Origin of the sequence: Chryseobacterium sp. SNU WT5 (assembly GCF_007362475.1) — a bacterium.
GTDB lineage: Bacteria > Bacteroidota > Bacteroidia > Flavobacteriales > Weeksellaceae > Kaistella.
The window spans coordinates 2392330-2418010 of record NZ_CP041687.1 but is presented as its reverse complement, the minus strand read 5'-3'; the positions used below and the strand labels follow the sequence as shown (position 1 = coordinate 2418010).

Annotated in this window: 26 protein-coding genes; 13 read left to right on the top strand and 13 right to left on the bottom strand. The window is 35.0% G+C overall.

What is annotated here, in order from left to right; translation table 11 throughout:
• The first annotated feature begins 14 nt into the window (after positions 1–14).
• The gene (gene gcvT, locus FNJ88_RS11480; RefSeq protein WP_143853255.1) at positions 15–1094 is read left to right on the top strand and encodes a glycine cleavage system aminomethyltransferase GcvT; all 1080 of its coding nucleotides are present in this window, start codon (positions 15–17) and stop codon (positions 1092–1094) included.
• Between the two features lie 101 nt (positions 1095–1195).
• Complete coding sequence (locus FNJ88_RS11475) at positions 1196–1645, top strand: hypothetical protein (protein ID WP_143853254.1); 450 nt, start codon at positions 1196–1198, stop codon at positions 1643–1645.
• 27 nt (positions 1646–1672) lie between these two features.
• Here FNJ88_RS11475 and FNJ88_RS11470 read toward each other — a convergent pair whose 3' ends face one another.
• Positions 1673–2011 (bottom strand): hypothetical protein, encoded by a 339-nt coding sequence (locus FNJ88_RS11470; protein WP_143853253.1) that lies wholly within the window; start codon positions 2009–2011, stop codon positions 1673–1675.
• A complete protein-coding gene (locus FNJ88_RS11465) occupies positions 2011–2361 on the bottom strand; it encodes an arsenate reductase family protein (RefSeq protein ID WP_143853252.1) in 351 nt (116 codons plus the stop codon). Before FNJ88_RS11465 ends, FNJ88_RS11470 begins: the two co-directional genes overlap by 1 nt.
• Positions 2362–2496: 135 nt before the next feature.
• On the opposite strand from FNJ88_RS11465, the gene FNJ88_RS11460 reads away from it, so the two are divergent.
• Both FNJ88_RS11460 and FNJ88_RS11455 read left to right on the top strand, forming a co-directional pair.
• A complete protein-coding gene (locus FNJ88_RS11460) occupies positions 2497–2961 on the top strand; it encodes an acyl-CoA thioesterase (protein ID WP_143853251.1) in 465 nt (154 codons plus the stop codon).
• 50 nt (positions 2962–3011) lie between these two features.
• Positions 3012–3935 (top strand): PD40 domain-containing protein, encoded by a 924-nt coding sequence (locus FNJ88_RS11455; RefSeq protein ID WP_143853250.1) that lies wholly within the window; start codon positions 3012–3014, stop codon positions 3933–3935.
• 146 nt (positions 3936–4081) lie between these two features.
• Here the strand turns inward: FNJ88_RS11455 and rny are convergent, their stop codons facing one another.
• From rny to FNJ88_RS11425, 6 genes are all read right to left on the bottom strand, one after another.
• Positions 4082–5656: a ribonuclease Y gene (gene rny / locus FNJ88_RS11450; protein WP_143853249.1), complete on the bottom strand. Its 1575-nt coding sequence runs from the start codon at positions 5654–5656 to the stop codon at positions 4082–4084.
• A gap of 287 nt (positions 5657–5943) precedes the next feature.
• The gene (locus FNJ88_RS11445) at positions 5944–6231 is read right to left on the bottom strand and encodes a cell division protein ZapA (protein WP_143853248.1); all 288 of its coding nucleotides are present in this window, start codon (positions 6229–6231) and stop codon (positions 5944–5946) included.
• The gene (locus FNJ88_RS11440; RefSeq protein ID WP_143853247.1) at positions 6231–6533 is read right to left on the bottom strand and encodes a hypothetical protein; all 303 of its coding nucleotides are present in this window, start codon (positions 6531–6533) and stop codon (positions 6231–6233) included. The genes FNJ88_RS11445 and FNJ88_RS11440 overlap by 1 nt, the downstream gene beginning before the upstream one ends.
• 154 nt (positions 6534–6687) lie before the next feature.
• Entirely contained in the window at positions 6688–7473 is a 786-nt protein-coding gene (locus FNJ88_RS11435) for a porin family protein (protein WP_143853246.1), read from the bottom strand.
• A 1-nt stretch (position 7474) separates the two neighbouring features.
• On the bottom strand, positions 7475–8137 hold the full coding sequence (gene ubiE, locus FNJ88_RS11430; RefSeq protein WP_410495270.1) for a bifunctional demethylmenaquinone methyltransferase/2-methoxy-6-polyprenyl-1,4-benzoquinol methylase UbiE: 663 nt from the start codon (positions 8135–8137) through the stop codon (positions 7475–7477).
• 60 nt (positions 8138–8197) lie between these two features.
• Positions 8198–8773, bottom strand: a complete 576-nt coding sequence (locus FNJ88_RS11425) for a hypothetical protein (RefSeq protein ID WP_143853244.1) — start codon at positions 8771–8773, stop codon at positions 8198–8200.
• Between the two features lie 106 nt (positions 8774–8879).
• Between FNJ88_RS11425 and FNJ88_RS11420 the strand changes: the two genes are divergently transcribed.
• The 4 genes from FNJ88_RS11420 (at position 8880) to FNJ88_RS11405 (ending at position 12070) form a co-directional block, all read left to right on the top strand.
• Positions 8880–9947 (top strand): 3-oxoacyl-ACP synthase III family protein, encoded by a 1068-nt coding sequence (locus FNJ88_RS11420; RefSeq protein ID WP_143853243.1) that lies wholly within the window; start codon positions 8880–8882, stop codon positions 9945–9947.
• Positions 9948–10014: 67 nt separating this feature from the next.
• Positions 10015–11220, top strand: a complete 1206-nt coding sequence (locus tag FNJ88_RS11415) for a metallophosphoesterase (RefSeq protein WP_143853242.1) — start codon at positions 10015–10017, stop codon at positions 11218–11220.
• An 18-nt stretch (positions 11221–11238) separates the two neighbouring features.
• Complete coding sequence (locus tag FNJ88_RS11410) at positions 11239–11733, top strand: GNAT family N-acetyltransferase (protein ID WP_143853241.1); 495 nt, start codon at positions 11239–11241, stop codon at positions 11731–11733.
• 91 nt (positions 11734–11824) lie between these two features.
• Complete coding sequence (locus FNJ88_RS11405; RefSeq protein WP_143853240.1) at positions 11825–12070, top strand: hypothetical protein; 246 nt, start codon at positions 11825–11827, stop codon at positions 12068–12070.
• Positions 12071–12154: 84 nt separating this feature from the next.
• On the opposite strand, the gene FNJ88_RS11400 is transcribed toward FNJ88_RS11405, so the two are convergent.
• The 3 genes from FNJ88_RS11400 to alaS all read right to left on the bottom strand — a co-directional run bounded on the left by FNJ88_RS11400 (position 12155) and on the right by alaS (position 18376).
• A complete protein-coding gene (locus FNJ88_RS11400; RefSeq protein WP_143853239.1) occupies positions 12155–13966 on the bottom strand; it encodes a cytochrome-c peroxidase in 1812 nt (603 codons plus the stop codon).
• A 62-nt stretch (positions 13967–14028) separates the two neighbouring features.
• Positions 14029–15501 carry an alkaline phosphatase PhoX gene (locus FNJ88_RS11395; protein ID WP_228414622.1) on the bottom strand — a complete coding sequence of 491 codons (1473 nt, stop codon included), beginning with the start codon at positions 15499–15501 and terminating at the stop codon, positions 14029–14031.
• A 217-nt stretch (positions 15502–15718) separates the two neighbouring features.
• Positions 15719–18376: an alanine--tRNA ligase gene (gene alaS, locus FNJ88_RS11390; RefSeq protein ID WP_143853238.1), complete on the bottom strand. Its 2658-nt coding sequence runs from the start codon at positions 18374–18376 to the stop codon at positions 15719–15721.
• Between the two features lie 303 nt (positions 18377–18679).
• Between alaS and msrA the strand changes: the two genes are divergently transcribed.
• The gene (gene msrA / locus FNJ88_RS11385) at positions 18680–19339 is read left to right on the top strand and encodes a peptide-methionine (S)-S-oxide reductase MsrA (protein WP_143853237.1); all 660 of its coding nucleotides are present in this window, start codon (positions 18680–18682) and stop codon (positions 19337–19339) included.
• Between the two features lie 169 nt (positions 19340–19508).
• On the opposite strand, the gene FNJ88_RS11380 is transcribed toward msrA, so the two are convergent.
• Positions 19509–20168 carry a YceI family protein gene (locus tag FNJ88_RS11380; RefSeq protein WP_185145821.1) on the bottom strand — a complete coding sequence of 220 codons (660 nt, stop codon included), beginning with the start codon at positions 20166–20168 and terminating at the stop codon, positions 19509–19511.
• A gap of 81 nt (positions 20169–20249) precedes the next feature.
• Between FNJ88_RS11380 and FNJ88_RS11375 the strand changes: the two genes are divergently transcribed.
• Positions 20250–21182 (top strand): ABC transporter ATP-binding protein, encoded by a 933-nt coding sequence (locus tag FNJ88_RS11375; RefSeq protein ID WP_143853236.1) that lies wholly within the window; start codon positions 20250–20252, stop codon positions 21180–21182.
• Between the two features lie 126 nt (positions 21183–21308).
• Here FNJ88_RS11375 and FNJ88_RS11370 read toward each other — a convergent pair whose 3' ends face one another.
• Complete coding sequence (locus tag FNJ88_RS11370) at positions 21309–21641, bottom strand: zinc ribbon domain-containing protein YjdM (protein WP_143853235.1); 333 nt, start codon at positions 21639–21641, stop codon at positions 21309–21311.
• 466 nt (positions 21642–22107) lie between these two features.
• Between FNJ88_RS11370 and FNJ88_RS11365 the strand changes: the two genes are divergently transcribed.
• The 3 genes from FNJ88_RS11365 to FNJ88_RS11355 all read left to right on the top strand — a co-directional run bounded on the left by FNJ88_RS11365 (position 22108) and on the right by FNJ88_RS11355 (position 25575).
• On the top strand, positions 22108–23313 hold the full coding sequence (locus tag FNJ88_RS11365; protein ID WP_143853234.1) for an RsmB/NOP family class I SAM-dependent RNA methyltransferase: 1206 nt from the start codon (positions 22108–22110) through the stop codon (positions 23311–23313).
• Positions 23314–23426: 113 nt separating this feature from the next.
• A complete protein-coding gene (locus FNJ88_RS11360; protein WP_143853233.1) occupies positions 23427–25091 on the top strand; it encodes a GLPGLI family protein in 1665 nt (554 codons plus the stop codon).
• 64 nt (positions 25092–25155) lie between these two features.
• Positions 25156–25575 (top strand): hypothetical protein, encoded by a 420-nt coding sequence (locus tag FNJ88_RS11355; RefSeq protein WP_143853232.1) that lies wholly within the window; start codon positions 25156–25158, stop codon positions 25573–25575.
• Positions 25576–25681: the final 106 nt, after the last annotated feature.

Here is a 25681-nt window from a genome sequence, read left to right as displayed (position 1 = left end):
AATAAAAATATAATATGAAAAAAACTCCTTTATTTGATAAACATGTGTCGCTAGGCGCTAAAATGGTTCCTTTTGCAGGATTTGAAATGCCGGTGCAATATACCGGAGTCACTCAAGAACATTTTGCTGTTCGTGAAAAAGTGGGAATGTTTGATGTTTCGCATATGGGTCAATTTTTTGTAGAAGGTCCTCATGCAAAAGATTTACTTCAATTTGTAGGAACCAATAACGTAGACGCTTTAGAAAACGGGAAAGCACAATATACTTGTTTGCCAAACGGTAACGGCGGAATTGTAGATGATTTGATCGTCTATAAAATGTCGGATGAAAAGTATTTTGTTGTAGTTAACGCTTCTAATATCGATAAAGACTGGAATCATATTTCAAAACACAACGAAAAATTTGGTGCAAAACTGACTAATGCTTCAGATGAGATGTCCCTATTGGCGATCCAAGGTCCACAGGCAACAGAAACATTACAAAAATTAACGGAAGTAAATCTTTCAGAAGTGCCATATTATCATTTCTCAGTGGGAACGGTGGCTGGAGTTTCTGATGTGATTATTTCTAATACTGGTTACACAGGTAGTGGGGGATTCGAAATTTATTTTAAAAATGAAGACGCTGTAAAACTTTGGGACGCGATTACAGAAGCTGGTGAAGAATTCGGATTAATGCCTTGTGGATTGGCTTCAAGAGATACATTACGTCTGGAAAAAGGTTTCTGTCTTTACGGAAATGATATTGATGACACTACTTCACCTTTAGAAGCTGGATTGGGATGGATCACAAAATTCGATAAAGATTTCGTAGATAAAGAACGGTTTGCAAAAGAGAAAGAAGAGGGGATCACTAAGAAGTTAGTAGGCTTTGAAATGCAGGAAAGAGCAATCCCAAGACACGACTATTTAGTAGTTGATGCTGACGGAAATGAAATCGGAAAAGTGACATCCGGAACAATGAGTCCAATGAAAAACATCGGAATCGGGCTGGCTTATGTTGCAACCGATCATAATAAAATAGGTTCTGATATCTTTATTCAGATTAGAAATAAAAATATTCCTGCAAAAGTTGTAAAAACGCCATTCGTTTAAGAGCTTTAATTGAAATCATCCAAAAGCAAGTGAAATTTCACTTGCTTTTTTTGTGTGGCATTATTTTCGCACTCTTTTCGCACACTTAAAAAATTTAAATCATGTCATATATTAACAGGAGCATCGCAGGACTAGCAGGATCGTTAGCATTAACGGGAGTACATCAACTTTTCAAGAAGTACTGTTCAGGAGCACCAAACTTAGATCAAGTTGGAGAAAAAGCAGTAAAAGACTCTTTGGAAAAGGTCGACATCAACGATACAGACGAGGATCAGGTTTATGCTGCCGCAATGGGTGGAAATATATTATCAAACGCACTTTTATTTTCTACTTTAGCAACCTCTACAAACACTTCCCAAATCATAACCAAAACATTAGGAACGGGACTTCTTGGTGCTGCTGGGACCATGGGTTTAGCAGATCAGCTGTTAGGAAATAACAAAGCTACAAATACCGATCAGAAGAAATGGATGACCACGGGCTATTATCTTTTCGGAGCGATAGTGAGTATAGGAGTTTATAATCTACTGGAGAATAGAAAGAAGAAATAAAACAAAACCGGCAAATATCCGGTTTTTTTAATTTGGTAGATGTTGGAAACAAAAATTATTTCCAATTTTAGTATTTCTTTTACATCGCAATCCTTCCTTTATCGTTGCAGGGCATCTATTTGTAGTGTTTTCACCGGGCGTTTTCTTAGACTTGGATATAATTCCCACCGTTTCACGAAACGGTGGACGACAAATCTTGCAAGGTGACAATCCTTCACGCAATGCCTTATCTAATGGTAAGGAGGAAGAAGCATTCTTCACCATTCTACAAATGGACAAATGATATTTCGTCCCAGATGGAGTTTTATAAACTGTTTGTGCCGAGAGGTTTACTGATAAAAGGAATACGAATAATAATTTAGTCATTACCGTCCGAAAAAAGTATCTAAATTGTCGATATTGTTTTTTTCATTGCCAATAAAAATCTCTTGATCGGTAATAAAAACCGGTCTTTTCAAAAAAGAATAATGATCCAATAGCAATTCTTTATAATCATTTTCTCGCAAAGTTTTCAGGTTGATATTTCTGGCTTTTATTTGGGTAGATCGCCTGCTGAACAGCGCTTCGTAAGAATTTGTTTTCTGAAACATTTGTGCCAGCTCCTCTGTTGTTAAAGGCGAACTTTTAATTTCCCGAAGTTCCCAATCAGAAAGATCATACTTATTTAATATTTTAGTACAGGTTCCACAAGTTTTTAAATAGAAGACTTTTTTCATAACTGCAAAAATAGAAAAATCCGGCTCTAAAAGAAATTTCTATCTTCTTATATAATAACTTACTTATTGAGAAAACTTACGCTAAATCCCCATTCCGAATTAAAAATCACTATTTTTAAATTTTAAATCAATAAAATGACCAATAAAACAGTTTTTCAATTTATTTCTGAACCCAGTGATGTGAATTACGGTGGAAACGTACATGGAGGAAGTGTAATGAAATGGATCGATCAGGCCGGTTACGCTTGTGCAAGTTCATGGAGTTCTAGTTACTGCGTTACGGTTTATGTGGGTGGAATTCGATTTTATTCGCCCATTAAGATCGGTCATATTGTGAAAGTAGAAGCAGAAGTCATCTATACCGGAAAGACCAGCATGCATATTGCGATCAATGTTTTTTCCCGAAATATTAAGAGAAAAGATTTCGAAAAGAAAACGCACTGTATCATTGTTTTTGTAGCAGTTGACGATGAAGGTAATTCGGTAGAAGTTCCTAAATTCATTGCTAAAACTGAACAAGATCAACAGATGGAGAAATACGCCATTAAATTAATGGATCTGCGGAAAAATATTGAGGATGAAATGAAACCGTTTATGTAATTTATTAGTAAACAACCATTTAAAGCTACTTTATACTAATTAATTTAATTATGTTAAAAAGCATATTAATTGTTTCATTGACTATAATTTTCGGCTTATTATCAGCTCAGAATGTTATCGTTCCGTTTAATAAAAAACTTAGTCAGTTTCATAATGTAAGAGATTTTTCTATTTCCAAAGATGGAGATGAAGCGTTTTTTACAATACATAGTCCAAATGCAGAAATATCGCAGTTAGCTTTTATCAAAAAAGAAAATAATGAATGGTCAGAACCGGAATTATTACCGTTCTGCGATTCATTTATGTATTTAGAGCCATTTCTATCGGGGGATGGTACTCGATTATTTTTTGTTTCGGATCGACCTTTAGATGCTATAAATGATCAAAAAAAGGATTTTGATATTTGGTATGTTGAAAGAAATAATAAAAACGATGTTTGGTCTGGACCTAAGAATATAGGCAAACCCATCAATTCCCATCTGGACGAATTTTATCCATCAGTCAGCGACAACAATAATTTATATTTTACAGTGGACTCTCCCAATGGTGTAGGAAAAGATGATATTTACTTTTCGAAGTGGGAAAAAGGAGCATATTTAAAACCTGTTCTTTTAAATGAAAATATCAATAGTAAAGGTTACGAATTTAATGCCTTCATCTCTAAGAAAGAAGATTTCATAATATTTACGAAGTATAATGAAGAAGGCGGGCAAGGAAGCGGCGATCTTTATATCTCGAAAAGAAATACAAATGGAGATTGGGAGAAAGCGACCAACTTAGGCGTTCCCATTAATACAAAATATATGGAATACTGCCCTTTTTATGATGAGGAGAACCAAATCTTATATTTTACCAGTAAAAGACAAAATTTACCGTCAAGAAAATTTAAAAATATTTCAGATTTAAAAAATTATATTCAGGAAAATGCTAACGGACTGAGCAAAATTTATATGGTTAATCTAAAAATAGAATAGAAGCTTAACACAAATTTATAATTAAACCCTTTAATACTCGAAGCGTTAAAAAACAGCGTTCACAATAGAAGAGATAGTTGTACTAAAACCACAAAAAACTCCTTTCATTTCTGAAAGGAGTTTCTATATCAATAATTTTTGTTTTCTTATCTCGCGATATTCACGGATCTTGTCTCACGGATTACCGTCACTCGAACCTGACCTGGATAGGTCAATTCATTCTGAATCTTCTCTGAGATGTCATAAGAAAGTTGTGCCGATTGATCATCGTTGATCTTTCCACTTTCCACCATTACACGTAGTTCTCTACCTGCCTGGATCGCATAAGCGCTTGACACCCCATCGAAACTTAAAGCTGCAGATTCAAGGTCTTTTAATCTTTGGATATAAGATTCTAGCACCTGTCTTCTTGCACCCGGTCTCGCTCCTGAAATAGCATCAGCAACCTGAATGATTGGTGACAACAGGGAAGTCATTTCTACCTCATCGTGGTGAGCTCCAATTGCGTTCACTACCTCTGGATTCTCACCGTATTTCTCAGCCCATTGCATTCCTAAAAGCGCGTGTGGCAATTCTGATTCCTGCTCGGGAACTTTTCCAATATCGTGAAGTAAGCCAGCTCTTTTCGCTAATTTCACATTTAATCCCAATTCTGCTGCCATCGTTGCTGCAATGTTCGCAACCTCTCGAGAGTGTTGTAATAAATTCTGTCCATAAGAAGAACGGAATTTCATTCTCCCAACTATTTTTACTAATTCTGGGTGAAGCCCGTGCACTCCTAAGTCAATAACTGTTCTTTTACCAACTTCAATTATTTCCTCTTCGATTTGTTTTTTCGTTTTGTCAACTACTTCTTCAATTCTGGCAGGGTGAATTCTACCATCGGTTACCAATCGGTGAAGTGACAATCGTGCGATCTCTCTTCTTACCGGATCAAAACATGATAATAAAATTGCCTCAGGTGTATCATCTACGATGATCTCCACACCGGTCGCAGCCTCAAGAGCACGGATATTTCTACCTTCTCTACCAATAATTCTACCTTTAACTTCATCAGATTCAATATTGAAAACAGAAACTGAATTTTCAATCGCCTGTTCCGTTCCAATTCTTTGAATGGTTTGAATAACAATTTTTTTGGCTTCTTGTTTCGCATTTAGTTGTGCTTCCGCCATAATATTCTGAACGTGGGCCTGCGCTTTTGTTTTAGCTTCTGCTTTCAAAGCTTCTACCAATTCACTTTTGGCATCTTCTGCAGAATATCCCGAAATTCTTTCTAAAATTTCAACTTTTTTCGCAGTTACAGAATCTAATTCCTGCTGCTTTCTTTCTAGGATCTCATTTTTCTTACTGTAATCAGCAATCTGTCGGTCCAGATCTTTTTCTAATTTCCCAGCCTTACTAAGATCATCGTTGAGTTTTTGCTCTTTATCTTTTACTCTTTTTTCAGCGTCCTGCATTTTCTTATCTCTAGACTGAATATCAGCATCGTGCTGCGATTTCAATTCCATGAATTTCTCTTTGGCCTGCAAGTGCTTTTCTTTCTTAATGGATTCTGCTTGATTTGTCGCTTTCTCTATTAGATTCTCTGCATTTTTTTTCGCATCATCTACGATGAATTTTGCCTTAGCGTTAAGACCGCTTTTAGAAAAAACCATTCCTAAAATTGCTCCTGCTATCAGACAAACAATGCCGATAATAACAGCGATAGTTGTTGTCATATATGTTTAGTTTTAATGTTAATATTGGTATACAAAAGGAATCAGATGAAGATTTTCTTCGTTTTTATAAACTGATTACTTTCATTTTTAATCATAAAAAAGCCCACAATAATTCAAGATATAGAGTAAACTCCTTATCAACACGATTTGAACTGTTTTTTATTTTCTGTAATCCGAGCAAGTCGGCGCGCCATTAAATAAACTTTCGTTCGGCAATTGTATAGCGTTGAGTTTACCTGTAATGTGTTAGAACTATTGTAGGCAGTTGTTTTATGGAAAAGAAAAATCTACTTTTCCAAATCTTCTAAAATTTGATTAATGTTACTCAATCGTTCTGTAGAAGCTATAATATTTTTTTCGTTACTGATTTGGGCTACTTCTGCATTGGTTCCTAATTTTAAGGCGCACATTGCCAAAGCATCCTGCTTGTCTCTAACGTCAAAATTCTGTTCAAAATCCTTAATCATCGCGTCAATTTGTTTCCCTACTTTTCGTAAAGTTTCCTCTTCTGCAGAGGGAACATTTAAAGGGTAATTTCTGCCGGCAATGGAAATCGTAATTCTTCTTATATCCATTATAAACCGTTATTTTGAAGCTCTGCAATACAGTAATCCACTTCTTTTATCAATCGGTTGATATGGTTTTTCATCAATCGGTTATGATCGGGATTCCCTGATAATGCTGAATAAAGTTTTATATTTTTCTGTTCTTCTGCTAATACCTGATTTTTCTTCCTTTCCTCGTCGTATTTCTCCTTCAATTCTTGGTGTTCATTACTCAATTCTTTAAATTCTTCGGTAAGATTTTGATAATTTTTACTAACTGCCAAAACCTTTTTTTCTAAAATCGAAAAATTTTGTTCTAATTCTTTGAGCATTCCTCAGGTTAATTTATTCTAACTCTTGAGCAAAAATATAAAAAATTAATTTGATATGGCGATTATTGCGGAGTATTTTGATAAAAAACAGCATTAAAAAAGAGAAAGCAACAGAACCTTCTCTTTTATATCTACAAACTGGGAGACAATCCCATTATTCAAATTTCAAAACGAACATAAATGCCCTTGTTTTTATACCAGACATTGCCGATGTCCAATACGGTGGTGTGGTCGCATCATCTGCAACTAATTCATTATTTGTCATGAAGGTTCCTCTAAAACCTGGCGTCAATTTAAACCTTGTGAAATAGAACTGAATTCCTATTTCTGCAGTCCAGGCGAAATTACTCGCGGTTGACCTAAAGATTCCTTGCTGGTTATCTTCTTCTGATTTACTGTTTGATTGTAGATTCATCATCCAATTTACCCCGGCTGCCGCATATGGTCTGGAATTATACCACCTTTCGCCGTGCATTTCCAACAATAACGGAATATCAACATACGTAGATTTCACGGTTCTTAATTTGTCTGCATCTGTTAAAACTCTCGGAACAAAAGGCTGATTGGCTGGTGTTCCACCGGCGAACCGATCGTTAGATTGTGTATTAAAGTACAGTTCCCGCTCAACAAACTGTAATGCCGGTTCTAATCTTAGATCAAAATTTTCATTTAATCTTAATCGTCCAATTAAACCTGCACCGAAACCATAAGAAGATTTGGGGGTTACGAGATTTTTTTGACCATTCATTCCAAATTTCGGATCCAGCACTAATTTATAGTCAAAATTATTAGCGACTAGATAGAAACCATAGCTAAATTGACGAACATCATCTTCTTCCCTATTGTCTGCACGATCTCTCGTTCTAAACAATTGAGCGTTCGCAAAGCTGCATATTAAAAATGCGGCAATGATATTAATTTTAAAAGAGGTTTTCGCCATATTATTTGGTTGCCTTATAAATAGTTGCAATACCTAAACTTAGTTTTTTATACTCTACTTTTCTAAATCCGACATTGAGTAAAATATTTTTCATTTTTTCTCCAAACGGAAAAGCATTCACAGAATCGGGAAGATAAGTATAAGCTCTATTATCTTTAGAAATTAATTTACCAATCTGAGGTAAAATATTTCTAAAGTAGAACATATAGAAAGGAGCTAAAAATCCTTCGACTTTCGAAAACTCCAGGATATATACACTACTTTCCTGCTTAACTACTCTTTTCAGCTCGGCAAGACCTACTTCAAAATTCTCAAAATTCCGTACTCCAAATGCAACGGAAACAGCATCGAATTTATTGCTTTCAAAGGGAAGATTTTCTGCATCGCCTTTGATCATTTCAATCTGGTCGCTCAAATTGAGTTTCTTCATTTTTTCAATCCCCACATTCAACATTTGTTGAGATAGATCTAATCCTACTATTTTAGCACCTGTACCTTTTTGCACCGCGATGGCTAAGTCACCTGTACCGGTCGCTACATCCAATACTTCTTTAGGTTGATCAGCATTCATCCACTTTACCAAAGTATTTCTCCATAAAACATCAATTTTCATTGAAAGAACATGGTTCAGTAAATCGTATTTGGGAGCAATATTATCGAACATATCTTCGACTTCTTTTTTCTTGCCTGCTTCAGTATTATAGGGAGTAACTTGTTTCAAAATTTACTTATTAAATTGGTAATATTCTTTGTAATAGTTTAAAAAATCAAACTTTCGAAAAATCTTCGTTCTTGATTCTACTTTCTGTACATTTTTAACAACCTTATCATAATCCTCATCGATGTTATAATAAAAATCGTCTGTATATAACTTATCAAAACGAACGGGCGCATTTACATACAACTTACCGTCGATATTGGTTTGGCTTCTTGTGGCAATCAAGGAATCTTTATTAACACCATAGCCATAAAACTGCTCATTAACATAATAGTCCTGATGTGCAATATTTAAAAGGCCTCTCACTTTTTTTACCTCAAATGCGGAATCATACAACGGTTTCTTCTGTGCATCAAAGACTTTAATTTTATTAACGCCCTTTTTCAAATCCACTTTTACATTCTGTCCGGCAGTAATAATGTTTTCGTCCCCATTATTAATTTTGAAATAAAAAGTATTTTCGGTAGGATTATCGACAAGATAATAGTTTCTCTTCGCCAATAACAAAAAGTAAATCCCGAAAGCAAAAATTACGGTAAAGATAGAGATGAGCAAACCTTTGGTAGAAGAGCTAATTTTCATAAAGATTTTTATAGTGTAAAACTTTTTGCAAATTTAATAATAATTTTGTTCTGTCACGGTACAATTTTAATTCTTAACTTTGCCGTAAATTTTTCACTAAAAATATATGCCCAACACAATCATAATAGGTTCAGGAAGTTGCATTCCTACAAAGGTGATAGGTAAAGATTATTTCATGGATTCTGTTTTTTATACTGATGAAGGTGACAGAATCGACAAGCCTAACGAAGAAATCATTCAGAAATTTATAGAAATTACCGAGATTGAAAATCGGCGTTATCTGGAAGACAACGAATATAATTCTGATTTGGGTTTCCGGGCTGCTGAAAAGGCGATTGCGGATGCAAAGATCGATCAGGAAGATTTGGATTATATTATCTACGCAAGTAATTTTGGCGAAGTTAATCATGACGGTATGACCAATTTTATGCCTTCTATGTCTGCCCGCGTTAAAAACAAACTGGGAATCAAGAACAGAAGGACTGTCAATTATGATATGATCTTCGGTTGTCCAGGATGGGTTGAAGGAATGATTTTAGCTGATACCTTAATTAAAGCCAAGAAAGCAAAACTGATATTAGTTGTTGGTTCTGAAACTCTTAGTAGAGTGACCGATGAATTTGACCGGAATAAAATGATTTTTGCAGATGGTGCAGGAGCTGTTATTGTAAAAGCTACAGATGAGGAGAATGTAGGGATCATCGCTGATTCTACTATTTGCGACAACCATGCAGAATTAAATTTCCTGGAGAATTCGCCTTCATTAAAAAAAGATGAAGACCGTAGACCTTTATACATCAGAATGCACGGTCGTAAAATTTATGAATACGCATTGAAGTACGTTCCAGACGCAATTAAAGAAACAATCGATAAAGCCAACTTGTCCATTGATGATATTGATAAAATCTTGATTCATCAGGCAAACGCAAAAATGGATTACGCAATGATTTCCCGGTTGTTTAAACTTTACGGTAAGAAAACTTATGATCACGCAGTTGCTCCTATGACCATTCAACAATTAGGAAATTCTTCCGTAGCAACTATTCCAACAATGTTTGACTTGATCAAAAAAGGAGAGTTGGAGAATCAATCTTTCAAAGAAAAAGGAAATATCGTTTTTGCTTCCGTAGGAGCAGGAATGAATATTAATGCAATCGTTTATCGATTCCCTTAAAAATTTAATTTAAAAATAGAAAAAAGCACAAAATTTGTTTTTGTGCTTTTTTATTTGAATCAACAATATGCAGAAAACAATTCTGATGGTTACAGGAATCCTCTTCGCTTTGGAATTCTATGTATACCAAGCATTTAAAACCATAACAAATAATTCCTATTTGCGCACTGCTTATTGGGCGATAACGGTACTGCTCTATTTATTTTTCATCTATGAAGTTCTAAACTTTAAAAAAACAGATAGAGATCATCACCGCGTGCAACTTGTAGCTGGTATATTTTTAGTATTTATATTGCCAAAACTTTTTGTGACCTTCTTTTTATTAATTGAAGATTTCACCCGTGTTATTCGATTTGCTTTTCAGTATTTGGGAACGTCTGATCATCATCTGCCTGACCGAAGAAAATTCTTAAGTATTATGGGCTTAGGTACGGCAGCATTGCTTTCTGGATTATTTTTAGATGGGATTATCTTTGGAAAATACAGACACACTGTTCGAAAAGTAAAACTTAAAATTAAAGGTTTACCCGCAAGTTTTAAAGGTTACAAGATCATTCAAATCTCCGACGTACACGCAGGAAGTTTTTTTCATCCGGAGAAATTGCAAAAAGCAATTGACATGATTAATGAACAAAATGCAGATTTAATTTTATTCACCGGCGATATGGTCAATAATTATGCAGCTGAATTTGAACCTTTTGTTCCATTATTTTCATCCATCCGGTCCAAAGATGGTAAGTTTTCTATTTTGGGTAACCACGATTATGGAGATTATGGCGAGTGGAAATCAGCGACAGAAAAAGCTCAAAACATTCCTCAATTAACTGCTTTGCAAAAACAAGCTGGGTTTGAGCTTTTACGAAATGAGTGCAGAATCATCGAAAAAAATGGAGAAAAATTCTATATTTTGGGTGTAGAAAATTGGGGCGAAAAACCTTTCCCACAATATGGAGATTTAGATAAAGCCTCTGCAGGAGTTCCGCCAGAAGCTGCGAAAATATTGATGAGTCATGACCCAACACACTTTGATTATGTTGTGAAAAATCACCCTTCCAATGTTCAGCTCACTCTTTCCGGACACACCCACGGAATGCAGTTTGGTCTTGATTTGAAAAATGTTCGTTGGTCACCAGTTCAGTACCGTTATAAAAAATGGGCAGATTTATATGAAAGTGCGGGTAAATATCTTTACGTGAATAGAGGTTTCGGCGTGATTGGTTATCCAGGAAGAGTCGGCATTGATCCTGAAATCACCTTATTTGAATTGAGTTAAAATTTAATACTACTACTGATGATTGCGTTTAAAAAAGCAACCGAAAATGACATTCCACTTCTTCGACAATTGGCAGAAAAGTCCTGGAATTCAGCTTATGCAGCTATTTTATCACAAGCTCAGATCGAGTATATGTTGGCTGAAATGTATTCGCACTCAGAAATCTCAAACCAACTTCAAAACCCAAATTATCATTATTATTTAATTTTAAATGATGATAATACTGCAGGATTTATCGGTTTCGAATTTAATTATGAAAGTGCCACTACCAAACTGCATCGTATTTATCTTTTAGAAGAATTTAAAGGAAAAGGGCTCGGCAAAAAAGCGCTGATTTTTTTAAAAGAAAAGGTCGTAGAAACTAGTGATCACCGAATCATTTTAAACGTCAATAAAAATAATCCAGCAAAAGAAATGTACGAATCACAAGGATTTAAAGTTTTTAAGGAAGATATTTTTGATATCGGAAATGGTTATGTAATGGATGATTATTTAATGGAATTTGAACTTTAATTTATCTTTTTATTACGTCTCTTTTAAATTAATTTTAACTTTTGGTACGATTTTAGAACCTTTAATTTTAATAACATTAAAAATTAAAATCATGACACGTACTAATTTATTTTCTAAGATTCAGATTTTTGCATTAGCAGTGATAGCAAACCTTGCAGTAGTTTTGGTAAAAGCTCAGGAAAAAGCCCCAGACTTAAAAGTTGATGTTGACGTAAACAAAGATGGTGGCGGAATGATGAGCGGCGACTGGATGAGTAATCCCTTAGTCTGGGTAATTGGTGCTTTGGTATTGATCGTTATTATTGCTTTAGTAGCAAGAGGTGGCGGAAGAAAATAAATAATACATTATTAATATAAATCCCGGAACTTAACAGTTTCGGGATTTTTGATTTAATTATTAAACCAATGAAATTCAATATTATTAATGATCATTTAAACTTCGCATAAAATCGATAATACTTGCAGTTTCTTTGTATGTTAATTTCAGTTCGTTTTCTGAAAGTGTTTGATTTTCTACTTTAAAACCAAAACCTTTCCCACCCCCTTTATTATAGAATTCCATTACCTGTTCTAAAGTTTGATAACCGCCGTTATGCATGTAAGGTGCTGTTTTTTCAATATTTCTTATGGTTGGTGTTTTAAAGGAATTTTGAAGAAATGCAATCTGAGAACTGAATTTCCCCTTTCCTTTATCATTATCTAACTCTTTATTATGAAAATTGGCGGCAATCCCCAAAATCTCCTGTTCTGTTTTACTGAAATCAGGTGGAACGGTCCCATTAAATAGTGGAATAAAATGGCAACTAGCACATTTAGCTTTTCCTACAAACAAGTTGAAACCTTCCTTTTGCTTTTCACTAATTGCTTTAGGATTTCCCCGCATAAACTCATCAAAATCTGAATTAAATTGAGGCAATGAACGAATATAACTGGCTAAAGCATTTTGAATTTGCCAAACATCAACATTCTCTCCGCCAAAAACGACATTAAATTCTTTGACATAATTAGTGTTTTTATTAATTTTATCCGCGATATCTTTTAAATTTCCATGCATCTCATCTTTGTTGGTGATCACATCCGCAGTTTGACTTTCCAGATCTTCCCGCCGCATATCCCAAAACTGTCCATGCTGAAAAGCAGAATAGCTCAAAGAGGGCGTATTTCTTGACAGTTCGCCACCTTCTAACGACAATGATTTCACCTTGCCATCAGAAAATGCTTTTTCGCTGTGATGACAGGAAGCACAACTTCGGTCATTGCTTTTGGAAAGTTGTGGATCATTAAATAGCTTCTTACCTAAGCTTGCTTTCTCAGCTGAAAATTGATATTTCTCACCAGGTACAAATGCGTTGACATCGAATGCACCAAGAGCGAAAAAACTGGAAGCATCCTTTTTTAAAGCTCTAACCACGCCAATATCTTTAATTTTTTCAGCAGATTTAAAATCTAAAAGTAAGGCTGAAATTTGGTTCAGATATTCGGGTAGAAATTGAGCGTAGTTAAAAGTTTGAGGATCTGGATTCTTTTTCAGAAAAATTTTAGCAGCTGTTAATTTCTTCGTGATCTTTTCTAAAGCAATATTCTCCTTATTTTTCGAAATCATCGTCAGAATTTTTCCGATACTTTCTAAGGTTACCGGCATTTCTTCGAGATGACTGGCACTGACAGGCGTATCAAAACCGCTAATTCCCAAACTAGTTATTCGAAAAACTTCCTGACGAATAGCATCAAAGACTTGTGCTTTATCAATAGAAATCGTTGTAAAATGGGTTTCTATAGTTCCTGAATTACTAAGTAGCTTTTTGAGCTGACGAATGACTTCTGCTTTATTTTCTGGTTCGTAAGGGTAAACAAGCTCTTCCAAGACTTGTAATCCTTCCGGTTCTATCACCATATTTTCGGCTGCCTCAATCTCCGGAATTGCAGGTCCATTAATAAACCGTGCCGAGTTTGGTAGAAAGTATTCTACCGCCCATTCCATTTTTTTATAAGTGATCCGCAATCTTAAAAAATGAGTTTGAAGCGTTTCAGAATTATTTTCTGTCTCCATCAGCCTCAAAAATGAGGTCGTTTGGTTATTGAAATCTTTATTGATCTGGAGAATTTCTTTTTTCACCGAAACCAAATCCTCACTGATCGGCTGCTCGACTTTAGGGTAACAAGCTTTTAACACTAGTGCGAAAGAAAATACTGCCAATGCTAAGACAGTTAAGAAAGTATTTGTAAATTTCATAGAATACTAAAAAGTATCAGCAGAAAATCTGCTGACACTTTTATATTTAAAGAATTAATAAATTATCGCTGAACATTTCTGATGATCACGATCTGCCCACCCTCTTTATTGGTATTAACACCTCCGCCATCTGCATTTTTGAAAGCATCTTTTTGCCAAGTGTGCGAATGAATATTGACCGCGAACGTATCCGGAATTCCAATAATATCGGATATATCGACCATCGCACCGAATTCCCACGAGCCAAATTTCTTAAGAGATCCAGTTTGATCGTAAGCGGTCTGCCACGCTGCATCTCCCCTGTTATGTTTCATATTCAACCACGGTTTGTACTGTTTGGTTGCGATGTTCATCTGCCAGATATAAGAATCATGTGCAGCATCTTTATAGTAAGAATCACCGTCTTCCTGAATGTAAACATAGTTTTCTGTCACACAGATATTATCAGGATTAATTAAATTTTTTCCTGGATTAGAATCACCTTCAGCTACCAATTCCAACTTTCCTTTCAACATATTGTTTTTATCGAGAACTAACTTGTAAATCCTTCCCCACATGGTAAATCCTTCTGTCGGAGTTACGCCATCTGATGACTGACCTGTTGCTGTAAAATAGATTTCATTCCCATTTCCTGCACCTTTTCGATAATCCACATCTTCCACTCTTGAAAACCGAATCGCTTTGTTATCGATGTTTTTCTGATTGATTTGCGCACCAGTAAGATTCTTGGCATCAGGAATTTCCACAAATTCTACCTCATAATTATTCCCTTTTTTAATGTTAGTTTCGGTATAATCATTATTGGTTTGTTTTAAAGCATACAGTTTTCCGCTATCCAGATCACCCTGTGCATCTGCAACATACATAATCAATTGACCAGCAGACTGATGGCTTGATCCATACGACTGATCTTCACCAATTACGATATAAGTTTTCCCCTTGCTGATATCTTTTGGAAGAGGTACCGCATTTTCCATAGAAGCTTTTCCTAAAGCGGGCTTTATTCTAGATTTATCAGAAGCATTTGAGGCTGAACCCAATGGATTAATGGCGTGAACCATACTTTCCTGTCCAGATTCTCCAGCCGTTAAAAACATACTGAATCCATGTTCTGCAGGTGTTGCCAAAGAAGCTGAACATAATCTCGTCATTCCGCCGAGACCATTCACAATATATTCACCTTTGAAAGGCTTAAAAGTTTTATCTAAATAAACTCTGGAAACCGATTTTGAAATTTCATGATTGGTAATCATTAAGTAACCATCGGATTGCGGATCTTTCATAATTCCCATTCCATCTGGTTGTCCAGCGAAAACGAAATTCGGCGTTCCTGATAGAACATCAGAACTTGAAATAAGAGTCGTAATCCCTAAATTCTCAAAACCTGGCATCGCGTTCACAAATGCAGGTTCTTTCGACCAATTTTCAATTTTAATTTTTTCGTTAATGGTTTCAACAACTGGAATGTCGGTATCGCAACTTTGTAAAACGATTACCGAACTTGAAAATAAGAAAATAACCTTTCTAAGATTCATCATAATTTTATTAATTTTATAACTGCAAATCTATATTTGCTATGTTAATACAAGATTAAAATAAAAGAAAGGTTCAGTTAATTATTTCAGTAGAATACCTTGAAATATGAATTTAAAATTAATAGTTAAGTTGGTTTTAATTTTCTGTGAATCTCATAAAAAAAATCCCGAAAATTTAATTTCGGGATCTATTTAAAAGTACTTTTTTATATTTGTCTTAAAGTGACAGTGCCTTTTGATAAGCATTTTCTACTCCAGCCAAGTTCTTTCCGCCAGCTGTTGCGAATCCTGGATTTCCACCGCCACCGCCTTGGATTTCTTTCGCTAAATCTCTAACGATATTTCCAGCGTGGTATTTTGATTCTAAATCTGCAGAAACTCCAACGGTAATCATTGGTTTTCCATCAGCATCAGAAATAATGATGATGACGGAATTTTCAACATCCTTTTTCAATTGAAAGACGATATCTTTCACACTTCCGGCATCCAAAGAAACTTTCTTAACCAATAGTTTTTTATCATCTCTTACGACAAAATCATTGATCCAATTTGCGGTTTCTGATTTTGCTTTCGCTTTTTTCAAAGATTCTATTTCAGATTTTAACGAAGTATTTTCCTCGATTAATTTCTCAACCGATTTGGTTAAATCCTTGGACTTTAATAAAGATGAAATTTCCTTTAACTGTATTTCTAAATTTCGATAATATTTAGCAGATTGATCTCCAGAGATCGCTTCAATTCTACGGATTCCTGCAGCAGTTGAACTTTCATTCTGAATTTTGAAATGTCCGATTTCACCTGTGTTTCTCACATGCGTCCCACCACACAATTCTTTGGAAGAACCGAACTGAATCATTCGCACTTTGTCGCCATATTTTTCACCAAAAAGAGCCATTGCTCCTTTTTCCATCGCTTCAGTAATTGGAATTTCACGGAACTCTTGAAGCGCAATATTTTCTTTAATTTTCGCATTTACTTTTTCCTCTACAATTTTCAATTCCTCTTCATTCATTTTAGAGAAATGGGAGAAATCAAATCGCAAATAGTCAGGACTAACAAAAGAACCTTTTTGCTCAACATGGCTTCCTAAAACTTCTCTCAAAGCTTCATGTAAAAGATGTGTCACCGAGTGATTCGCTTGCGTATTTTTTCTTTCGGACTCATTTACTTTCGCATAAAAAACTGCACCGGCATCTTTCGGTAATTCTTTAATTAAAGAAACAATCAGATTATTCTCTTTTCTCGTTTCCAGAACTTCTATCACTTCCGAACAATCTGTAATATCAAAAATACTTGGATTAGAAATAGCAAAACCTTCCGTATAACTTGGAATTAAAATTCCTTTGTCACCAACTTGTCCACCACCTTCTGGATAGAATGGCGATTTCGCTAAAACGATTTGAAAAAACTCTCCTTCTTTATTTTCAATTTTTCTATAGCGCGTGATATAAGTTTCTGTTTCAGTTTGGTCGTATCCAACAAATGTCTCTGTTTTCTCTTCTAAAACAACCCAATCGTATACTTTCTGTGCAGATGATTTTTTTGAACGTTGTTTTTGCTTGTTCATTTCCTCTTCAAAACCTTGCTCATCAACCGTCAATTGTTTTTCTTCAGCAATAATTCTCGATAAATCTGCGGGAAAACCGTAAGTGTCATACAGTTCAAAAACATCAACTCCAGAAAGGGTTTTCTGACCTTTTGAAATGGTATCATTAATAATTAAATCAATTCTCTTTAAACCGTGTTCTATAGTTTTCAGGAAAGAGTTTTCTTCTTCTCTAATCACTTCAGTAACTAATTTCTCTTGCTTCACCAACTCTGGGAAAAAGCTTCCCATTTCGTTTTTTAAAACACCAACCAATTCAAATAGGAAGGCTTCTTTCATTCCTAAAAATCGGTAAGCATAAGAAATTCCACGACGTAAAATACGACGGATCACATAACCAGCTCCACCATTGGAAGGTAATTGACCATCAGCAATCGCAAAAGCAACTGCACGGATATGATCAACCACAACGCGAATTGCAATATCTTTATCGTCTTCTAAAATTCCGGTATATTTTTGACCTGAAAGCTCTTCTACTTTAGCAATTAAAGGAGTGAAAACATCTGTATCATAATTCGAAGTTTTGCCTTGTAAAGCCATGCACAAACGCTCAAAGCCCATTCCGGTATCAACGTGTTGCTTTGGTAATTTTTCTAAACTTCCGTCCGCTTTTCTATTGAATTCCATGAAAACCAAATTCCATACTTCCACCACTTGTGGATGATCGTTATTCACCAAATCTAAACCAGAAACCGCAGCTTTCTCTTCTGCTGTTCTCATATCGATATGAATTTCAGAACAAGGGCCACACGGGCCACTTTCGCCCATTTCCCAAAAATTATCTTTCTTGTTTCCGTTGATGATTCTGTCTTCACTGATATGAGTTTTCCAGAAATCATAGGCATCTTGATCACGGTCTAAATTTTCAGACGCATCTCCTTCAAATATGGTAACGTATAAATTTTCTTTCGGAATTTTATAAACTTCAGTCAGTAATTCCCAGGCAAAATCAATCGCTTCTTTTTTAAAGTAATCTCCAAATGACCAGTTTCCCAACATTTCAAACATGGTGTGATGATAGGTATCACGACCAACATCATCTAAATCGTTATGTTTTCCAGAAACTCGCAAACATTTTTGAGTATCTGCAATTCTCACATTTGATGGAACTTTATAGCCCAAGAAGTAGTCTTTGAATTGCGTCATTCCGGAATTCGAGAACATCAAGGTAGGATCGTCTTTTAAAACAATCGGTGCAGAGGGCACGATTTGGTGTCCTTTTTCTTTAAAATAATCAAGAAATTGCTGGCGTATCTGTTGTGAAGTCATAGTTGAATTGGCTTTTAGCTATTGGCTGTGGCTTAATTATAAGTTTGCAAATTTAATGAATTTTGAAATGACTGTCGAATAATGTTTTAGAGAATTCTTAAATATCCATTTTAAAAGTTTTTCTGTATAAATATCATTCAAATCAAACCCTATTTGATTATTTTCCGTACATACATTAGTTAGTACATATTTCCTAAGTCAAAATATGATGATGATAGAAAATTACTAATAAGATAATTCAATTTCAGCTCAATATTTGTAACACGATTAAATAAAAAAACAATGAATAAAAATAAGAAAAAAATGAAAAATATTTTAACCCTATTGGCATTGATCTTTGGAGTTGGTATCTTTGCTGCAACAGGTTTTTCCTGTAGCAAAGCTAAAATGAAAAATGTTGTAGAAAATAAACAAGAAGAAATTAATATGGAAGGTAAAAACATAAAAGAAATATACTTCGCAGGCGGATGCTTTTGGGGTACAGAGCATTTATTCCAACTCGTAAGAGGCGTTGTTGCGACTGAAGTTGGATACGCAAATGGAAAAATAGAAAACCCAACTTACGAACAGGTCATCAGTCATTCTACAGGTTTTGCAGAAGCAGTAAAGGTAAAATATGATGCTGACGAAGTTGATTTACCGTTGTTGATTAGTTTATATTTTAAATCGATTGATCCAACAACTATTGACCGCCAAGGAAACGATGTCGGAGATAATTACAGAAGCGGAATCTATTCTACGGATGCCACTACGGAAGCAATTGTAAAAGCAGAAGTAGCGAAATTGGCTAAAAACTACACTAAACCGGTTGTTGTAGAAACGATTCCTTTGGAAAATTTCTACAAAGCTGAAGATTACCACCAGGATTATTTAATCAATAATCCGAATGGTTATTGCCACGTACCACTGTCGGTCTTTGAAGAAGCAAAAAATGCTAATCCGCTGCCTACAGCGAAGAAATAAAAATAGAGGTTGTCGAAAGGCAACCTTTTTTTGAAAATATTTTTAAATATTTTACAAGTGCTAATCAATCTTGGTTATACTTTTTTATGGTATTCATAGATTATTTTAGCCAAAAAAAATCCGTCTCATAATCATGAGACGGACTTATAAATTGACAGGAAATACCAAATTATTTCTTTTCGTTGGCTTTAATTAAAATCTGAAGACTTACATCATCTTTAATTACACCATTCGTTAGCGGCATTTGGAATTTTACATTATACGCTTCTCTGCTGATATCTTTGGGCTCTGTAGCAATACTTGCTTCACCATCCTTTACAGATACATTCGCATTGAACTGAACTGGTTTCGTAATTCCTTTTATCGTCAAATTACCATCTAACAAAGTATTATAATCACCGGAATCATTTTTTGAAACTTTAGTAATTTCAAAAGAAGCAGTTGGAAATTTTTCAGTTTCGAAGAAATCGCCACTTTTCAAGTGACCATTTAGTTTTGCTAACTGTTCTGCATCATCTTTTAAATCCACGGAGGTAAGAGAATTCATATCTACTACGAATTTTCCACTTTCAAGCATCCCTTCATGAACGGTAAGATCACCACTTTCAAATTTGATGGTACCGAAATGACTGGTTTGGTCAGACTTCACTACTTTATATCCTTTCCATTCTATTCTGCTATTCAATGTATCAATTTCATAAATTGCGCCATTATTATTGGTTGTAACTTCAGTAGTTTCGGTTGCAACGGGTTGATCTTTACCACAAGATACTAGAATCATCGAAGTAAATACTCCTAAAACGACTGATTTTTTGATTGTGTTCATCATAAAAAGTACTTAAAAATTATATTGTTCCTGCGAAAATACCAAAAATAAACTTATTATCGCCAAATATGTTATTTTTGCATTATGCTTTTAGAAATCAACCGCTTATTTTTCTCTCACACTGCTGATCAACAACTTTTTCAGAATTTTAATCTAAAAGTTGATCAAGGTAAAATCATCGCCTTGGCAGGTGAAAGCGGTTGTGGTAAATCTACCCTTCTCAATTTAATATATGGATTGATAAACTGGGAAAAAGGTGAGATTATGTTCGATGGCAAACCTATTTTGGGTCCTGTCAAGAATTTAGTTCCTGGTGAAGATAATATGAAATTGGTGGCTCAGAATTACGATCTGATGCCCTACTCGACCGTTTCAGATAACGTGGGGAAATTTATCTCTAACATTAATCTACAAGAGAAAAAAGAAAGGGTTGAAGAATTACTGGAAGTAGTAGGATTACTGGATTTTAAAGATACTTTGCCAAAATATTTAAGCGGTGGCCAGCAACAGCGCGTTGCAATAGCCAGATCTCTTTCTGTACTGCCGAAACTGCTATTACTTGATGAACCTTTTAGCAACCTTGACTTTTCAAGAAAAATTGAATTGCGGGAGCGCCTGTTTAAATACGTTCGGGAGAAGAATATTTCTTTAATAATCTCCACTCATGAAATTCAGGAAGTGATGCCGTGGTTGGATCAGATCATTGTATTGCAGGAAGGTCGTTTAATCCAAAATGACAATGCCGAGGAAACCTACAGAAACCCTTACAATCAATATGTTGCAGAACTTTTTGGTGAAGTAAATACCTTTACTGACAAAGAACAATTTAATTTTAATCTTTCCAAAAAATTTCACTATCCACACGAAATTAAAATAACGGATCGTGGGAGAAAAGCAGAAGTTTTAGAAAGCCGTTTCGCAGGAAGTCATTATTGGAATAAAATTTCTTTGGATGAGAAGATTTTAATTATGTATACACCAGAAAAAATCGGAGGATCTATTGAAATTAATTTATAAATAAAAGAGAAGCAATTCAAATTTCTAAATTAGAAATCCCGCATGCTTCTCTGACTCTTTATATCATCTAAATATTGATAGAATAAAAACCTCTCAAACAGCAATCTGTTTCAATTTTTACTTTATCTACGCTTTTTTCACAAACTCTGATTTCAGGGCCATTGATCCAAATCCATCAATTTTGCAGTCGATATTATGATCAGAACCTGGGCGAAGACGAATATTTTTCACTTTAGTACCTGATTTCACTGGTTTTGGTGCACCTTTTACGGGAAGATCTTTGATAACGACAACAGAATCTCCATTTTGCAATTCGTGTCCGTGGGCATCAAGAATTTTATCTTCGTCTGCAGTTTCACCAGGAATCCATTCATGGAAACATTGGGAACAAACCATTTTGCCGTCTTGCTCGTAAGTGAATTCTGACTGACATTTCGGACAAACTATTGTATCACTCATAATTTTAATTTTCACAAAGATATTATTATTCTAAAGAGATAACAAGATGAAAGGAATCATGAAAAATTAAAATTTTATAAACAAAGATTGCAAACTTTTCTTCCCAACCTGATATTTTACACATTTCGTACGTTCGATACGGAGGTTTAATTGGCAGAGAAGAGATATGATCCCTATTTCAAATCTGTTAGGCTTTTGGAACGCTAACAATCTTGATCATCAAAAGATTTACATCACTCCAAAAATATTATTTATATCCCCTCTGATACTTCTATTGTACAAATACATGATTGGGGCACTGGCTTCATGCAATCTCTTTTTGTAATCATTGGAGAAAAAAAAAGAAGCAATTGAAGATGAATTGGGGCGCTCAAAAAACGAAAAGTATTATTCGGTTTAAAAACCTTATTTTTGCAAAAATTACAGCCCGAAGGTTCGAGGCCGAATTTAATTTAAAACATCCTAAATGGAACTCATACACAGAAACTTACTCATCGGGATTCACGATGCATTACAAGAAACTTTTTTCGAAGACCGAAAATATGCTGATAAAGTTATCGAAAGACTTCTGAAAGGTCATAAACAATGGGGCAGCGAAGACCGAAAAGTAGTTGCACAGATCTTTTATGACATCATTCGATGGAAAAAGCGTCTTGAATATTATATGGGCGAAGGCGTGAAACCGAGCAATATTTACAAGTTAATTCTAGCTTATTGTCTTTGGACGAAAACACATTACAAAAAATTTGAAGAATTCGACGGGGTAAAATCTGCCGATATTATCAACAAATTAAAGAAAAATACGGTTCCAACAAAAGCGATTGAATATTCAATCCCAGAATGGTTAGCCGAGACTTTAGAAAGAGAACTGGGACCAAGTTGGGAGTGCGAAATGTATGCCCTGAATGAGCAAGCGCCAACGATTCTTCGTGTTAACAGTCTAAAAACAACTCCTAAAGAGTTGATTTCTGATTTGAGAGACGAGAATGTGGAAAGTTTCTTATTAGCTAACTATCCTGATGCCATACAGTTAGAAGAGAAAAAAAATGTATTTATCACCTCCGCGTTTAAAGATGGACTGTTTGAAGTTCAGGATGCTTCTTCTCAAAAAATTGGTGAACTTCTGGATGTAAAAGAAGGAATGCGTGTGGTTGATGTTTGCGCGGGAGCAGGTGGGAAAACCCTTCATTTGGCTGCTATGATGAAGAACAAAGGACAAATCATAGCTCTTGATATTTACGAATGGAAATTAGCAGAACTGAAACGTCGTGCTAAAAGAGCTGGTGCTCACAATATTGAAACACGATATATCGATGATAATAAAGTGATCAAAAGATTACACGGCACTGCAGATCGTTTGTTGATTGATTCTCCATGTTCAGGTTTAGGAGTTCTGAAAAGAAATCCTGATTCTAAATGGAAAATTGACCAGGATTTCATTGACCGAATTAGAAAAGAACAACAACAGATTTTACAGGATTATGCAAAAATTCTGAAGAAAGGGGGCAAAATGATATACGCAACCTGTTCCATCTTACCAAGCGAAAATAATGAGCAAGTGGAACTCTTTTTGAAAAATAATGAGGGTTACAAATTAATCAAAGAGCAAAAAATGATGCCGAGCGAAGGCTATGACGGATTCTACATGGCGCTGATTGAAAGAATCGCATAAAACATTGAAAGAGCAAAATTTTTGTGCTTTTTTTATGACCTAATTTCATTTTTTTTAAAACTGTTAATAATGCTAAATTTGATAACTTATTAATCTTATTTAAAATCTCTTCGATGAAAAAATTATTTCTGGTGATCCTTTTGGCTCTTAGTCAAATCAGTTTTGCGCAAAATTATAAAATCATCTACAATACCTTTTTTGAAGGAAAAGAAAATAAGAATCAAGATCCAACCATTATTTTCACCAACGATCAACAGACATTTATTGTTAGTGATAAAATTGCAAAAAGTGCTAAAGAAATTCCCTTTGAAATTCAGAAAATCAGCAGAGCTGATAATACCGTTATTCAATATGCTTTTTTGCAAAACAATCAAGTTTCAGAATATCAAAATAATGAAATTTTAGCAAAACAGAAATTTGAACTTAAAAGTGATACCAAGAAAATATTAGGTTATAACTGTAAAAAAGCAGTTACTTCTATCAACTCCAATACCATGGAGATTTGGTACACCAACGATTTAAAGGTTAAAGGGAGTCCAACGATTTTAGGCCAAGACTTAGGATTGGTTTTAGAAATTACACGAAACGGAAATAGCACTACCAAAGCAACAGAGATTTCTGAGGTGAAAAACTTCAGCGTCGAAAATATCTTCGCCAAAAAGAAAATCACAGCGACAGACGAATTATCTTATAAAGATTTACTTTGGAAAAGCCGATTTACAACCATTCCAATTTTTGAAAATGAGACCATTAATTTTACCAATTATTTAAAGTCTGATGAGAAGATCCTGCGTTTTGCGAAAGGAACTATTATTCTAAAAAAAGTAAAATATCCCAAAATCGAATCGAACAGTAATGTCTTCGTTGAACTGACCGAGCAATCTGCCGGCGATGCTTACGACCGAACAGGAACCGTTTTCATCATTCCACAAAACAAAGAAAAAAGTTTTTTCGACGCCTTGCAAAACGGCACAAAAACAGTTCCCACTTTCGACAATGGAAATGGCAAAACCTATCAAGGAGTCATCACAACCGAAGCTTACGAACCCGCTTTGGAACTGATGCGATTTTTTACACCATTTGGAATTCAGCAGTTTAATCATCTGAAATTGAAAGATAAAAACTGGCACGACAAAGTTCAATACCGACAGGATATTTCGGATTTAAAAGAGATTCTGAGCGGCAAAGAATTTTGGACCGGCGTATTCATCGGTAACTACGATAAGAACGGTCATAAAATATCTTTAGAAGTCACTGTACACAAAGATGGATTAGATGTTTTCAAAAATAACACGGTAATTCCGCTTTTCAATACTTTGAATATCATGGAAATGGACGGTCAGGACTACGCTACCATGTTCGATTCGCCAAAAGGGTTGATCACCAACTTCACGCTGACAAAAGATTTAAAAAACGTAAAACTCCGTTATATCACGACGGGACATGGCGGGTGGGAAAATGGTGACGAGTTTTTGCCGAAAGAAAATAAAATCAATGTAGACGGAAAAGAGATCTTTTCATTTATTCCGTGGCGCACTGATTGTGGTAGTTATCGGTTGTACAATCCAGCTTCCGGCAACTTTAGCAATGGACTTTCATCCTCCGATTACAGTCGAAGTAACTGGTGTCCCGGCACTACGACCAATCCGAATTATATTTCTTTAGGCGATCTAAAAGCTGGCAATCATCAAATCCAAGTCCTCATTCCTCAAGGTGAAAAAGAAGGAAACAGCTTCAGTTCCTGGAATGTTTCGGGCGTTCTTTTGGGCGACCAATAAAATGAACTGTACTTTTTTAATTTTAGCAGGATTTTCTTAATAAAATTTTTCGTAATATTATTTTATGGAAGAATACGTTCATATAAAGTCGATCATCGCCATAATTCTGGGCTTGAGTCTTACGCACCTCATCAAAGGTTCTGTAAACTTTATACAGCATCCTGGCAGAAAGAAATTTTCACTTCTACATTTTCTATGGGTCGCTTATATTTTTCTATTGATCATTCATTTTTGGTGGTGGGAATTCAATTTAAAATTAATTACAGAATGGAATTTTGCAGATTACATTTTTATAATTACGTACATTCTTCTTTACTATTTGCTTTGTGCAATTCTATATCCCGATGATTTAAAGGATTACAGCGGCTATGAAGATTATTTCTTATCAAGGAAAAACTGGTTTTTTTTCTATTCTTGGTTTGTGTTTTTTAGCGGATATTATCGATACTTTTTTAAAAGGGAACAGCTACTTTTTAATGAGTGAACCAGAATACTATCCACGAATTTTCGTTCATGCAGCGCTTTGTTTTCTGGCGCTTTTTATTAAAAATAAAAAGTTTCATTACGTGATGGTTGGCGCTTTTATTCTC